The organism is Legionella quinlivanii (assembly GCF_900461555.1).
Classification (GTDB): Bacteria; Pseudomonadota; Gammaproteobacteria; order Legionellales; family Legionellaceae; genus Legionella_C; species Legionella_C quinlivanii.
On record NZ_UGOX01000001.1, the window covers coordinates 1,563,640 to 1,578,094 of the forward strand.

Below are 14,455 nucleotides of genomic sequence, written 5' to 3' on the forward strand. Positions count from 1 at the left end.
ATTACTCCATTATACTGAGTACGCTGTCCTTAATACGCTGGACACTCGGAATGTAAAATTTTTCAAGTTGGAAATAGGGCATTACCGTATCATAACCCGTAACACGCTGCACAGGCGCCTGTAAATCACTGAGACAATTTTCCATTAATTGTGCTGATATCTCTGCACCAACCCCACAGGTTCTTGCTGCTTCATGAACAATCACGCAGCGCCCGGTTTTTTCGACCGAGTTAATGATGGTTTCAATATCCAAAGGCTTAATAGTCGCCACATCAATCACTTCACAGGAAATCCCTTCTTCCTGTAATTGTTTGGCAGCCTGCATGGTTTCATGAATGCTGGCTCCCCAGCTGACCAGAGTGACATCGCTTCCTTGTTGCAAGGTAAAGCATTTTCCAATGGGCAACGCTTCACCGTTATCTTCAACAGGTTGCTTCACCAGGCGATAGATACGTTTGGGTTCCAGGAATATTACTGGGTCAGGATTTCTGATTGCTGCTAGTAATAAGCCATAGGCTCTTCTGGGGGAGGATGGAATCACCACCTGCAAGCCGGGTATGTGAGTAAAAAGGGCTTCAGTGCTTTCTGAGTGATGCTCAGGGGCACGAATACCGCCGCCAAAGGGAGCTCTGAAAACAATCGGACAATGCAGACGGCCACGCGTTCTATTTCTCATACGCGCCGCATGAGAAAGAATTTGGTTAAATGCAGGATAAATGAAGCCCATAAACTGGAATTCAGCAACGGGTTTGATCCCCTGAACCGACATGCCCACGGATAATCCGGCAATCATTGACTCCGCCAGAGGCGTATCAAAAACGCGATCTTCGCCAAAACGCTCCTGAAGACCGACAGTGGCTCTGAACACGCCGCCATTTTTTCCGACATCTTCACCAAAGACAACGACGTTCTCATCATGCGCCAATTCATAAGCCAGAGCTTGGGTAACTGCCTCTATGAGGGTAATTTCAGGCATTGTCTGCTTCCTCCATTGCAATGGCGCGTTGTTCAATCAGATAATCGGGTAAGGTTTCATAGTGATAATCAAAAATGCTGGTGATCGGCTGCCTTTTCTGACCAAGATATTCATCGACTGCGGCCTGTACTTCAGCGCTGGCCTCAATAGTGAGCTGCTCTTCGCGGGCTGCATCCCATAATTTTTTTTCTTCAAGAAAATGACGGAATCTGCTAATAGGCTCTTTGGGTTTTGCTGCGTCTACTTCATCCTGTGGTTGATAGCGTGTTGCGTCATCTGCTGTGGTGTGGTCACAGAGACGATAAGTCAATGCTTCAATGAGCGTTGGTCCTTCACCGCGTCTGGCTTTCTCAATGGCCTCGCCAATGACTTTCCTGCAGGCTAATACATCATTGCCATCCACTTGTACGCCTGCAAAGCCAGCGGCAATCGCTTTCTGCGCGACAGTTTCTGTTGCTGTCTGTTTGGAAAGGGGTACTGAAATAGCCCACTGGTTGTTGTTAACGATAAAAACCACGGGAAGATTCCAGGTGCCGGCGACGTTCATAGCTTCATAGAAATCACCTTCCGATGTACCGCCTTCGCCGATACAGGTTACGGCCACACGGGGTTGGTGTCGATATTTAAAGGCAAAAGCCACGCCTGTTGCATGTAGACATTGTGACGCGATCGGCACGCAAATTGGGAGATCTTCCTTGTTATTGGCAAAATGGCTCCCACGTTCATCGCCACCCCAATAAGCAAGAATTTCCGACATTTTTACACCACGCTGGAATTGCGCGGCATAATCGCGATAATAAGGAACAAGCACGTCTTCCGGTCGCATGGCATGGCCTATGGCCGTTGAGATGGCTTCCTGGCCGTTGATAGGAGCATAGGTTCCCATCTTTCCGGTACGCTGTAGCGCGATAGCCTTTCGATCAAAAATGCGTGTTCTTACCATAATACGGTAGAGATCCTGCAGAATGTGATCCTCTTTCGCAAAGTCAGGCAAAGCAGCGCAAGCCTCGCCATTTTCATTAATACACTGATTAAACTGTACTTCAAACTGGGCGACTGTTGTCACGGAATTTCTCCTTGTTCACAACATATCGCCATAGAATACTCATTATTTCTCTTAAAAACCATCCTTGTTTGAAACAGTTTTATCTAAAGGGCTAATGAAGCGCTTTCCTTTTCTGCCGGCTCATATACTCCTGTCTCTTCAGTACTCAGGTCAGAATTGCTGGCAGCAGAAACTATCTGGTCTGAGGCGTTTATGATGAGCTTATCGATGCTCTGGGTGAGGTGATTTAGCAAAAGTGTTTTAAAAGGAACTGTTTCCTCCTTAGAATCATTTACCAAGTTGAATCGTTTTTCTTCCGAGGGAAAGGCATATTTACCATTTGAATAAAGGATGGGGTTTACCAGCGCTTTTAAAGAGCTTCTTAATTGCACTGCAAAGTCCTCATAAATATAGAAATCCCTGGGGTCTTTATGCTCGTCTTTCCATGTTCCTTTTAAGATGATATTGCCAACAAAAGGTGAGGCACAATAGTATTGCAAATGCACATAATTTATCAGCTCGCCCATTAATGAAAAAGTAAAGCGATCCAGTTCGCTATTTGATTTTTTATGTAATTCCGGAGGTGAAAGAGCCCCTTTGATCAAAGCATAAACAGAGTACATGCAATGCGCCTGTCCATCTTTTTCGGATTCAAGCATGGCAATTTCAATTTGCAGAGGATGTTTAGAATACTCATTTGAAATATGTTCAATTTCTTTTTTGAACATCCATTCATATTCAAGAGATTCAAGAATAAGCTGAGTCATTCCAGCTAGTAATAAATTAAGTTTCTGACGTTTGGGTTTAAGTTTGATTTTGACTTGTGCAAGATAAGATTGCAGCGATAGATTATCGTCCTGGATCTGAGTTAATTCAGAGCTGGTAAAATAATGAAAAGTTAATAAGCGACCCATTACAAGTTCCGATTTTTCAGCCTGGCGTTTTATAAATCGCGCCGCCTCTGATTTGGATTTGCTGGTTCTGGCATTAATCTCTGCATAGGCTTTGAGATTTTCCTCTGTATTTACCATCGCTTCAACAATGGCTTTTCGAAAATAAGAAAAGATTGTTGCGGGAAAAGAGTATTTAGGATCGACCTGCTGTAAAGCGTTCTCAATAATTTCGAGAAATTTTTTAAGTTTTCGGATGAGTGCCCCTTTTATTTCATATAATTTGCTCATCTCGATTAGGTGTAATTCCTTGATGATATCCTGCTCATCTCTTAACAGCTGCATAGCACTTTTTTGTTTGTCTTTAGTTGTTTTCTCACCAAGCGCATCAAGAAACACCAGGGTTTGGCGCCAGGCTTCAGGTGATCTGTCTTTTGGAATGATTGTGTCGATATTAAAACTTCCGGGGATGTAGGAAGCTTTAGCGGATAGCGCGGCAGCATCAAGCGGTTTCAAGGGCGAACTTTGGCGCATAATTGGCAACTGTACAGAATGACGGGAGTCTTCAGATAATGTATCAGCGATTTGACTCTTTGTTCGCTCTCTGTTTTCTGAATAGGTTTCCAGTGATAAAGATGCCCTCTGGGTTTTGGCGGCTTTGCTTCCCTGGATACGGGTTGAGGTGTTGCGTTTGAACATGGAAAAACCGGGCAGATTTGTTTTTTCTATGTCCGACGCTTTACCTGTCTTTTCCGGAGCTGATTGTGGCATTGGTACTTCCAGAATCGGATAAGTTTTTATAAATTCCTTTACATCATCAATGACCGCTCGGCTGTCCTCTAGTCGGATCCCATTAATTTGTTTCATCGCGTCCACAATGGCGGCTCGGGGTGTCACCACTTTAAGCAGATCACTTTCTGTCTTAAAAAGATACTCGGCTGTATTGGATTCAGGATCGTACTCCCAGAGCAGGGCAGAATTCGGTATAACCTTTAGAAAACTTACTTTCATATGCAGTTGATAGTTGAGAAATTTAATGGAATCCTTTTTCAATTTAAATTATCATTATTAGGTTAAATTGTACAAAAAGGATGTAACTTGTTCGACTATAATATATTAGAATTATCTTATCCGTCAAATTTATGTCATAACTATGGTAAATTTAGTCAATTATCTGGCTTTGTGCTTATTGAAAGCGCAGATCAGCTTCGCGGCCGTTTTGATATTCTGACAGCATTCCCTTATGACCTTGTTAACGAAAAGCACCTATCGGATTTAAGTAATCTATTCATTTATCTCGATTCTTTGTTACCGCCTGTCTACTCAAACTGCGATTTGCCATTTCAGGGAGGTGCAATAGGCTATTTTTCCTATGATTTGGCTTGTCAGCTCGCCGGAATAGAGATGAAAACCCACCCTGACATGGAGGGGATGCCATTATTTCACCTGGGGCTATATGATTGGGCAATTATAGTTGATCATCATTTAAAAAAAGTGAGTTTATTCACTGCCAATACCAGAAAGGAAACTTCGGAAATAGCCGCTGCAATGGCGGAATTATGGGTGGAGGCAGGCAAGGAGGCCGCTACGAATGGTGATTACAAAATTCAGCTCCCCCTAAGCTCATTTATTTCCTATGACGATTATCAAAACTCGTTTGGCTTTATTCAGGAAGCGCTATTTCAAGGCCGCTGTTATCAGGCCAACTTAACTCAATGCTTTTCTCTGAATTATGAGGGCAATAGTTATGCCATTTATCAAGCAATTCGAGCACTAAATCCTGTTCCCTACGGAGCATTCATTAAGCTTGAAAACGCAGATATTTTATCATTTTCCCCCGAGTGCTTTCTTACTTACAAACAAGGTAAATTAAGGACTTCTCCCATAAAGGGTACTGCCAGGAATGATGAGAATGAAGCGAACGATGATGCAGTCAAACTGGCATTGATAAATTCTGAAAAAAATCGTGCTGAAAATATAATGATTGTGGATTTACTTCGAAATGATCTTGGGAAAATTGCTAAAAAAGGCAGCGTCAGGGTTACTGAGTTATGCGAACTTCAAAGCTATAAAGGCGTTCATCATTTAGTCAGTCATATTGAAGCGGAATGCCGAGAAGATATTGGCATGTTTGAAGCGTTTGGGGCCTGTTTCCCTGGAGGTTCGATAACAGGGGCTCCCAAATTAGAGTCAATGAAAGTAATAGCTGAAAGTGAAGCCTTTGGCCGTGGGGTTTATTGTGGAAGCATTGGATATTTCTCCAGGCATGGGCGATTTGATACGAATATTGCTATTCGGACAATTACTGCAAAGGGGAATAAACTCTTGTTTGCCGCAGGTGGTGGGATCGTAATAGATTCAGAGTGTGATAAGGAATATGATGAGTGTTTTATTAAAATTAATCCCATCCTGAAAGGATTATTAGAGAATGGAAAATAAGATAGCGTCGGTCATCGTTCTTTTTGAAGAAAAGAGTAAATCATTGCTGCTGACTATACGCAATCCTTTTCTGCGCAGCCACCCGGGGGAAATCTGTTTTCCTGGCGGCGGTTGGCAAGAGGAGGATCGAAGCCTCCAAGACACCGGTTTACGTGAGTTGCGTGAGGAACTGGGTATTACAGCTGAGCGGGTTCGATTAATTTGTCCAATGGAAAAAGAGCATACTCTGACCGGTTATATTATTCACCCATGGTTTGCCTCCGTTAATTCAATAGAGCCTTTCACGCTCAATGCTGCAGAGGTCTCTGAACTATTTATGCTTCCGATTGATCAGATCTGCATACAAGCTAATTATCAGGAAATTGAGTTTAAAAAAGGGGGCTTAACATTCAAAACTATTCGATTTCTTCATGAAAGCAAATTTGTATGGGGTGCTACGGCCAGGATCATGCATCAATTTTGTGAAAATGATTACTTTAGTCTTTTGGAAGACGCTAAATAAAACTCAGGCTTCGAAATCTGATGTATATCCCCATGAATCACACTCCATTTATGTGCATGCTGTGTCATTCCCGCGCAGGCGGGAATCTATTTTCATCGCGTGCACTGTGCCGGATCATGAATGGATTTCCACCTACGCGGAAATGACAGAGCTTTGTAAGGCGTTGATAGACGGTAGTCAGGCTATTTTTTTATCCTTTGGAAATTGATGCAAGGCATCAGTGATTTGTTTATATAACTCAGGCAGCCATCTGGGTTGGGCAAAATTTGAAGTTGCTGGTTTGGCAACTCGTAAGTCATTAGGCGCAATAATCATCTTGATATTGTTAAGACCCACTCTGCGGCTTAAAAGAAATAATTGATCAATGGCCTTGTCTCCTACAGCAAGGCAGCCCACCGAGAGTGATTTCCCATGCAGAAATATATCACCCCCCAATTTTGTTCGCCCATCCTTGCTTGCTTGCAGCCGATCAAAATTATTTGGGTAATTAATCATCATTGACAAGTGCATGCTGCTAAAAGGGTTAAATGTAACCAGTTTATAGACCCCTTCCGGGATTTGTCCGTCTCTTTCTTTTAGTTTAGGGCCCAGACGGCCGCTAAATGCAGTTAATGGATAGGTATGGATATGTCTCCATTCATGATTATCGTTTTTAGCCCATAACTCAATCTGCCTTTCCTGTTTAAAGGCGAGCAGGGCGATTTCTTTTGGAGGATAAGCCACATTGGCTTTGGAGAAAAAACGAATTAATTCAGGCTCGGTACGTAAACCATATCTGATAATGGCATTATCAACGGCTTGGTTCCAATTCAATTTGGGAGCCATTGCCAGAGATGACTGGCTAAATATAATTAATAAGCTGATTAGCAGTCGCTGCATGGTCTTTTTATGAGATAAATTTTTCACGATAGTACCAAAAAATAATCAATAGAACAAATTGTCAACAGCAATCGAAATGAGTATTTACGGCATTTTTGAATTAACCCCTGGATGAGTGAATTTAGCCTGTAACTGAGGTGGCAGCTGCTTTAAAACATGGGCTGGGGGAGTGCGCAAACCGCCAACTGATGGAAGCAGACCATAATAATTGGGACACATGTATTGAACGTTACCTTCAGGGCTTATTTTATAGAAAACATAACTATAGTTGCAGTATTCAACTTGTTGGAAGCTTGCCACCTGCAGAAGTGGTGTGTTTTGCAGCCGGTGTTCGATGAAAAACGCATTAATCCATAAATTGCTAATTAATATTGCTGCACCCGTTACTGCGATTGCTGCTGTTAAACCGGATATATAACGATAAAGAATGCTTTTTGACTGTCTAAACGAATAACATAGCAGATAAACAATACAAATGATCAGAACCATCAGGTTGAGAGAGTAGACAGCAGCATGCTTGTAATTAAAATAACTGCCAAGAATCTCTCCACCCGCTGTTTTGTATTCGAGCAATACCGCAATAAGGCTGAGCCAGAGTGCCAGAGAAATATAGTTTTTATGACTGGATTTGAAACCATAGGCGAGCAATACCAGACTAATGAGTGGAAAAATAAAATAGATAGAATTCATCAATGAAATCATATTATATTCCTTAAATAGACATCTTGGCGCTGAATTAATCTACACCTATAGAATTATTGCCTAGCCTGCGCGATAAGCTGATGTTAGTTATATTGCTCTACAGCTTATGAAAGATCAAGTAATAGATTTGTGGCTGATCAGGATTTTGCACGTCAATCAGATTGGGAGCAGCAACGTTTATAACTTTTGTTCAGATCCTTCTGGAATTCGTTGCGGCAGATCTTTGATGATCAGTATCACCGTCTCTTTGGGAACTTCGACGCCCTGATGATGAGCAAGATTGAATTTAATCTGTTTCTGGGGAAAGATATGAAGAGACTTGCTCATATAATACAAAGGGAAATGCAGAATATTGATAGTATAGGTCTTTTCCTTGCTGGACAGTTTCGGTGCCTGATGCGACTCCAGTGTGCCAACCCATATTGGTTGCTTCATTGATTTTAAATGAAAATTTGAACGCCACATTCTCAGAATAAGCATGGGTTTTCGACGACCAGGTTTAAAGGTCATTACCAGGACTGGTTTTCGGTTCAAATAAAGCGGGGCCATCAGAGGGATTTCTGCAGAATAATTTTTACTGAACCGTTTAAGTAAGGCATAGAACAATGAGTCATTTTGCTTGTGCCAGCCTTTACGGGCTAACTCTTCCTCCAGATGATTGATTGAGCCGGCATACTGCACATTAAATAAAGCAATTGGTTTGCCGATTCGATTTGTACGAAATGCAGGCAAAAGAGGAGCTGTCTGGTTCCACCAGCGGGCATCGGTAAAAACATACTGCGCATAATAAGGCTGGTGGTTTTTAATTTCCTGATCATGATGCAGCAAGGTTCTCAGCAATGTGCCGCCAAGAATAAGCCCCAGTAGAAAGTATCTTAGCCAGAGAGGACTGACAATAAGAGAAATTTTACGACGATAAAAGAGCCAGTGAATAGTGCTTAAGCCTAATCCGGCCATATAGGCTGACAAGATATCTGTCAACCAGTGATCTCCTAAATAAATAGTGCCAAAACCCGCCAGAATTAATACTGAGATAGCCAGACTGTTAAATGTTCTGGTAATTCTGTTTTTATGCAAATCATTGCTGAAGTACATGAGCATAGTGTATTGGGCAGTTGCAAAGCTCAGACCAATGGAAGGATAAGAGTTACCGTTCTGAATATTTAACAGACCCTCTGGTCTGGCGCTTGGTATGAGCCAGTGAATGAATAACATGAGCAATGCACAACTTAAATGCAGATTGATCCAGTAGGCCGCCTGCCGCCAATTCTGTTGCCAGGAATAAATGATGAACACCCCAGCGCACACTGCGAGTAAATTAATGGGGCTAATTACCGATACCAGAATGATAAAAAAGCTGTCGAAGGAAATTCCGCGCAAGCTCTGTAGAAATAAATGAACGGGCTGATTTAATACATAAAGACCTTTCTGATCGTAAACCATAAAGGAAATAATCAGTAAACATAACCAACAGACAAGAAAAACCAGGCATAATCCCGCCGTTTGGTAATGATTGCTTTCATTGGCAGGCGTTAATCTGGAGATAATCGAGGCCAGATGCGGGTGCCGGCTTGACCAGGACCAAAAGTCATGCAGACTTGTACGTAATAATCGATTGACTCTGACGATTATCCACTTTAAAACTACACTGAATAACCAGATTAAGCCGAGTAACAGCAAGACGACCACCAAGAGGCGTGCGGCACTTTCTGGCGAAAGCTCGGAGCTTGCTGCACCAATCAATACACCAGGCAGAACATAAAGCAGGGACCAGCCGATAGCTGAAATAAAATTGGCAATAAAAAAACGCCATTGGCTCATTCCCATCATGCCGGCAATAACCGGAATGATCGAGCGGAGCGGGCCAACAAAGCGACCAATCAACACACTTTTACCACCGTGGCGTTTGAAATAGTCCTTGCCATAGGTTAAAAGATTAGGATAGCGTTTAAAAGGCCAGATCGAAATAATACGGTCTCTGAAGGTGTAACCTATGAGATAGCTAATGCTGTCGCCTGCAATGGCTCCTAGAATTGCTGCTATCAGTGTCAAATCCACACGCATCACGCCGGTACCTGCCAGGATACCTATTGCGGTCATTGTGATTGACCCAGGAATGATGCTGCCAATGATGGCTAGGGATTCAGAGAATGAAACCAAAAAAGTAAAAAATAATGCCCAGTGCGGATTATACTGCAGCCATGAGATCAGAGGCTCAATGTAATGGGAGAATAATTGCATGCTTATCAGGTTTTAAAATGCTTTAAAAAAAGTGCTGCAAGGTCTTGTTTCACCTCAGCCAAGTCAATGCCTGGTACATAGTCACTCATCTGAGTCATCTCTAACTGACTAAAGCCACAGGGATTTATGCCTTTAAAGGGTTGCAGGTCCATATTCACATTCAGTGCAATTCCATGATATGTGCAGCCATTTTTAACCCGTAATCCAATAGATGCAATCTTTTTTTCATTAAAATAGACACCCGGAGCACCGCAGCGAGTTGTGGCTTCAAGCTGATAATTGGCTAACAAGCCAATCAACAAGGCTTCCAACTGACAAACAAGGGTGCGAATACCGATATGCCTTCGCTTTAAATCCACTAAAACATAGGCGACTAACTGGCCGGGACCATGATAAGTAATCTGACCGCCACGATCGGATTGAATGACAGGAATGTTTGCTGGATTGAGTAAATGTTCCGGCTTGCCTGCCTGACCTTGGGTATATACTGGAAAATGCTCCAATAGCCAGCATTCATCGCTGGTCTCCATCTGTCTGTTGCTAGTGAAGGCCTTCATTTCATCCCAAACGGACTGATAGGTTTGTAGTCCAAGATTACGTATTATCATTATAAAACCATTTTGATATCAGGATGGCTGGTAAGCTCCCGGTACAGATTATCCAGTGAAATCTGATCATAAATAAATACAGTCACAGTAACCGAGACATAATTTCCTCTCTCGCTATTTTTAGACTGTATTTTATGATCCGGTGTCTGCGGATAGTGTTTCAGAACAATCTCGGTTATTTCAGCCACGAAACGCTCTGTATTACTCCCAATAATTTTTAAAGGAAAATCACAGGGAAATTCAATGAGACTGGGTTTATCATTCATAATTTTCTAACCATCTCTTTGTATCGGATATTAATTTGCTGCCAGTAAATTCCCGCCTTACCATCGCCAATCGGAAAATTATTGACTCGGGTAACGGGATAAATTTCTTTAGTAGTGCTGGTAATCCACAGCTCGGACGCAGTAAAAATATCTTGTACCGGAATAGGCTCCTCAATAAATTTCCAGTTAAGCTCTTTTATTAAGTCTAATGCAATTTCGCGGGTAATGCCTGGAAGACAAAAGTGATTCAGAGGCGGTGTTCGGACAATGTTGTCTTTGCCCAACAGAAAAATGTTACTGACACTTCCTTCTGTCACAAAGCCTTTTTTGGTCAGGATAGTGGTATTGGCCCCCTGACGGATCGCTTCATCATTGAGTAACACATTGGCCAGCAAGCCTGTTGATTTAATATCGCATCGCTCCCAGCGATAATCTTCAAGAATAATCGCATGAAGCCCTTCTGCTGCGGTAGCAGTGGGAAAACTGCTGTGTAGAGTAAAGGCCACTACTGTAGGTTTTAATTCTGCAGGAATATCATGTTTACGCATTCCCTGATTACCTCGGGTAATCTGGATGTAGAGCTGCATGTCGCCATTGCCATTGAGTCTGATTAACTCATCGAGCACAGGCAGCCAATCTATTTGCGGCTCAGGGATTCTGGATTTATCGAGACTGGACTGTAGACGTCTGAGATGCTTTTCAACAAAGAAGGGGCGTCCGTCATAGACTGGAATAACTTCATACACTGAGTCAGCAAACAGAAAGCCACGATCGAAGATTGAGACCTTCGCCTCGTGGCTGGGTGTGATTTGTCCATTTAGATAAACGAATTGATTCATTTGTTTTTTTATCCAAACCAATGCTTGAACATCAAACGAACAGAATCTTTCATGCGGGTGAAAATGCCGCCTTTTTCAACGGGTTCGAGCGCATAGACGGGGTGCGTATCAATTGTTTTTTCATCAAATTGAACAACCAGCTCACCAATCTTGTCGCCTTTCTCAATCGGTGCCTGGAGACTTTCTGCTACAGTGGTTGTGATATTCAGGCGTTGATATTGGCCATTGGGTATGGTGATGTACTGATCCTGCAGTAAGCCTACATTAAGCTCGCTGGACGCGCCTTTGTATACAGGAACTTTGGTAATACTTTGCCCTGCTTTATATAGAGGATGTGTTTCAAAAAAACGAAAACCATAATTCAGAAGACGTTCACTGTCATCGGCTCTGACTGAATCGCTTGGAGAGCCTAGTACGACTGCCAGAAGGCGCATGTTATCTCGTTTGGCAGAGGATACCAGGCAAAAACCCGCATCATTGGTATGACCTGTTTTAACCCCATCAACCTGACTATCTCTCCACAGCAGACGATTACGGTTAGGCTGGCGAATTCCATTGTAAGTAAACCATTTTTGACCATACCAGTGATAGTATTGAGGGAAGTTCGTAATCAGCGCACGTCCCAGAATAGCGAGATCTTTGGCAGTAGTATGTAAATTGGGATCAGGCAGGCCGGTACTGTCGGTGAAGTGACTATTCACCATCCCCAGTTGCTGGGCCTGTTGATTCATAATTTCAGCAAAGCCAGGCTCACTGCCGCCGAGATGTTCCGCCATAGCGACACAGGCATCATTACCTGAATCAACAATAATTCCTTTCAGAAGATCCTCAATACTTACCATCTGGCCTTCTTTGACAAACATTCTTGAGCCGCCTGTTTTCCAGGCTTCACGGCTGATTCTGACATTATCCGTCAAATGGATCTGGCCGTTGTGCAGCGCATTGGAGATGACATAAAGAGTCATCATTTTTGTGAGGCTTGCAGGTGGTAATTGCTCCTCACTATTTTTCTCCGCAATAATTTTGCCGCTATTGACGTCAATAAGAATATAGGCTTTAGCATTCAGGGTTGGAGGAGAAGGGGTTATAAGAGGTTTATTGGTAATAGTCGGGCTTGGAATCGGGGTATTAGGCAAAGCTGTATCAGCATAAAATACAGCGCTTTGGAAAAAAAGAGAGGCGGCCAATGCCACTTTGGAATAAATTTGCAAACACTTCATTTTATTATTTTACTCGCTATTACAAAAATCCCGTTAGTCTAACACAGCATTAGTCTCCCTCCAATTATCTTCTTAGAAGATTAGCTACCGCTTTTTTTTAAGTCGATTCAAGGCAGTGCAGGCAGGTTCTATCGTCAGCCCCAAAATTTTCGTAGAATATAAATTATTTTTCATAATCACTAAAACCACTAAAGTGAGAATTTATGCGTTGGATTAGGTTTTTGCCATTGATGTTGCTTTCTGCCTGCCATGGACCTGTAAATACAATTGAGCCTCCCGTACAAGAAGGGGGTAAAACTGTTTCTGTGCCAGGAAATCACTCATCAGTCCGGCAAAAGCAGTTTACAGCTCAGCAAAAAGATGGGGCGCCTCCAGGCGCGCCGCCAACGCGTTTTCATAAAGTAAATCCGGTCTACGAACCCTTTAGCCGCTATGGAAATCCGGGATCTTACGCTGTAAATGGTCATAATTATGAGGTCATGCGTAGTGCCAGCGGCTATAAGACTAAAGGTATCGCGTCCTGGTATGGAACCAAGTTTCACAGCAGGAGAACATCAAGCGGGGATGACTATGATATGTACGCAATGACTGCTGCGCATAAAACCCTGCCTTTACCCACCTATGTCCGGGTAAAAAATCTTGAGAATGGACGGGAGGCGGTGGTCAAGGTGAATGATAGAGGCCCTTTCCACGATGATCGGGTCATTGATCTCTCTTATGCAGCAGCAAGCAAGCTGGGTTTATTGCCTAAGGGTACCGCCGCGGTAGAAATTGAGGCCTTAACTGTCAGGGAGCCCGGTAAACCGCATATTGCTTATTATTATGTGCAGGCTGGTGCCTTCAATTCCCAGCAATTGGCTGCATTGCTAAGGGAAAAGCTGGCTCGTATCACTCCTTCACCGGTATTTGTTGAAAAATATAATGAGCGGTTTCTGGTGAAAGTAGGCCCCTTTGCCGAGCGCAACATGACGGATAACCTGAAGCGACAGCTAGCTCAGCAAGGAGTTGTTGGTGCATTTTCACTGTTACAGTAGTTTAATCAGCTATTCGGATCATCGATGACTACCCGAGTCCCTCTTTCGCCATCCTCAGGAACACTGACAAACTCTTCGTTTAGCCAGCGGGCATCCTCTGTAAACATCCTGATACAGCCGTGGCTGTCAGGATACCCGGGAACTGTATTACTGCCATGTAAAGCATACCCGCGGAAGAAATGCATGCAATAGGGCATTTCTGCACCGCCATTATTTCCATCCGCACGCCGTGGGAACGCAGTAGATATACAGTCTATATCCTGTTTTCTAATGACGCGAAAAGAACCCGTCGGGGTTGAGCAGCCTCCATAAACGCCGTGACAGTGTGGATTTCCAGAAGAGATGGGTCCCCACCAAAGTAACTCACCGTCTTCATCATAGGCGCCCCATGCCAGTTTTTTCTGGCTGATGTAAATAGTTTTCTCACCGTCGGATTCAATGTAGCGGGGGAATGGGGATACATCGTAGATAGTTATTCTGTCCAGGTTTTTAGGTATCGCGATAACCATTCCTGTTCTAAGCCTGATGTTCATACGATTAATGCGCCGCACCAAATCCCGTGATTCCTCATTAGGAAAAAGGCTGGCCCATGTGTCGCCGGATTTGATTTTCATACAAAAATAATCCGGATCATTACAAAGCGTTTCTCCAAATCGACTTTCTGACCATGCAGCGGGAAGGAGAGAAATCATTAATATTATTATTTTGCACCATTGTCTCATGATTTTACCCCCAATTTATCAACTGGTTGATCTTGATAACGGCACAACTAGAAAAAACTTTATATTTTTTTAGATTAAATTGTGATTGCCAG

General features: G+C 43.0%; 14 protein-coding genes. 3 read left to right on the plus strand and 11 right to left on the minus strand.

Annotated features, from left to right (window positions below):
- Nucleotide 1: 1 nt before the first annotated feature.
- The 3 genes from DYH61_RS06685 to DYH61_RS06695 all read right to left on the minus strand — a co-directional run bounded on the left by DYH61_RS06685 (nucleotide 2) and on the right by DYH61_RS06695 (nucleotide 3,964).
- Nucleotides 2-976, minus strand: coding sequence for an alpha-ketoacid dehydrogenase subunit beta (locus tag DYH61_RS06685; RefSeq protein ID WP_058506570.1), 975 nt, complete (start codon nucleotides 974-976; stop codon nucleotides 2-4).
- Nucleotides 969-2,042 (minus strand): pyruvate dehydrogenase (acetyl-transferring) E1 component subunit alpha, encoded by a 1,074-nt coding sequence (gene pdhA / locus DYH61_RS06690; RefSeq protein WP_058506569.1) that lies wholly within the window; start codon nucleotides 2,040-2,042, stop codon nucleotides 969-971. Before pdhA ends, DYH61_RS06685 begins: the two co-directional genes overlap by 8 nt.
- Nucleotides 2,043-2,125: 83 nt before the next feature.
- Nucleotides 2,126-3,964, minus strand: coding sequence for a hypothetical protein (locus DYH61_RS06695; RefSeq protein ID WP_058506568.1), 1,839 nt, complete (start codon nucleotides 3,962-3,964; stop codon nucleotides 2,126-2,128).
- A 45-nt stretch (nucleotides 3,965-4,009) separates the two neighbouring features.
- Between DYH61_RS06695 and pabB the strand changes: the two genes are divergently transcribed.
- Together pabB and DYH61_RS06705 are read left to right on the plus strand one after the other, a co-directional pair.
- On the plus strand, nucleotides 4,010-5,350 hold the full coding sequence (pabB, locus tag DYH61_RS06700) for an aminodeoxychorismate synthase component I (RefSeq protein ID WP_058506567.1): 1,341 nt from the start codon (nucleotides 4,010-4,012) through the stop codon (nucleotides 5,348-5,350).
- The gene (locus DYH61_RS06705; protein WP_058506566.1) at nucleotides 5,340-5,852 is read left to right on the plus strand and encodes an NUDIX hydrolase; all 513 of its coding nucleotides are present in this window, start codon (nucleotides 5,340-5,342) and stop codon (nucleotides 5,850-5,852) included. Before pabB ends, DYH61_RS06705 begins: the two co-directional genes overlap by 11 nt.
- A gap of 177 nt (nucleotides 5,853-6,029) precedes the next feature.
- Here the strand turns inward: DYH61_RS06705 and DYH61_RS06710 are convergent, their stop codons facing one another.
- The 7 genes from DYH61_RS06710 to DYH61_RS06740 form a co-directional block, all read right to left on the minus strand.
- Nucleotides 6,030-6,731 (minus strand): L,D-transpeptidase family protein, encoded by a 702-nt coding sequence (locus DYH61_RS06710; RefSeq protein WP_172463594.1) that lies wholly within the window; start codon nucleotides 6,729-6,731, stop codon nucleotides 6,030-6,032.
- Nucleotides 6,732-6,815: 84 nt separating this feature from the next.
- Complete coding sequence (locus DYH61_RS06715) at nucleotides 6,816-7,433, minus strand: hypothetical protein (RefSeq protein ID WP_065236109.1); 618 nt, start codon at nucleotides 7,431-7,433, stop codon at nucleotides 6,816-6,818.
- Between the two features lie 177 nt (nucleotides 7,434-7,610).
- On the minus strand, nucleotides 7,611-9,674 hold the full coding sequence (locus tag DYH61_RS06720) for a bifunctional DedA family/phosphatase PAP2 family protein (RefSeq protein ID WP_058506565.1): 2,064 nt from the start codon (nucleotides 9,672-9,674) through the stop codon (nucleotides 7,611-7,613).
- A 5-nt stretch (nucleotides 9,675-9,679) separates the two neighbouring features.
- A complete protein-coding gene (lipB, locus tag DYH61_RS06725; RefSeq protein ID WP_058506564.1) occupies nucleotides 9,680-10,282 on the minus strand; it encodes a lipoyl(octanoyl) transferase LipB in 603 nt (200 codons plus the stop codon).
- Nucleotides 10,282-10,548 (minus strand): HP0495 family protein, encoded by a 267-nt coding sequence (locus tag DYH61_RS06730; RefSeq protein WP_058506563.1) that lies wholly within the window; start codon nucleotides 10,546-10,548, stop codon nucleotides 10,282-10,284. Before DYH61_RS06730 ends, lipB begins: the two co-directional genes overlap by 1 nt.
- Nucleotides 10,545-11,387: a D-amino acid aminotransferase gene (locus DYH61_RS06735; RefSeq protein WP_058506562.1), complete on the minus strand. Its 843-nt coding sequence runs from the start codon at nucleotides 11,385-11,387 to the stop codon at nucleotides 10,545-10,547. The genes DYH61_RS06730 and DYH61_RS06735 overlap by 4 nt, the downstream gene beginning before the upstream one ends.
- An 8-nt stretch (nucleotides 11,388-11,395) precedes the next feature.
- Nucleotides 11,396-12,607: a D-alanyl-D-alanine carboxypeptidase family protein gene (locus tag DYH61_RS06740; protein ID WP_058506561.1), complete on the minus strand. Its 1,212-nt coding sequence runs from the start codon at nucleotides 12,605-12,607 to the stop codon at nucleotides 11,396-11,398.
- Between the two features lie 203 nt (nucleotides 12,608-12,810).
- Between DYH61_RS06740 and DYH61_RS06745 the strand changes: the two genes are divergently transcribed.
- Nucleotides 12,811-13,641, plus strand: a complete 831-nt coding sequence (locus DYH61_RS06745) for a septal ring lytic transglycosylase RlpA family protein (protein ID WP_083499157.1) — start codon at nucleotides 12,811-12,813, stop codon at nucleotides 13,639-13,641.
- Between the two features lie 5 nt (nucleotides 13,642-13,646).
- Here the strand turns inward: DYH61_RS06745 and DYH61_RS06750 are convergent, their stop codons facing one another.
- Nucleotides 13,647-14,333: a L,D-transpeptidase gene (locus tag DYH61_RS06750; protein ID WP_370637234.1), complete on the minus strand. Its 687-nt coding sequence runs from the start codon at nucleotides 14,331-14,333 to the stop codon at nucleotides 13,647-13,649.
- Nucleotides 14,334-14,455 lie beyond the last annotated feature (122 nt).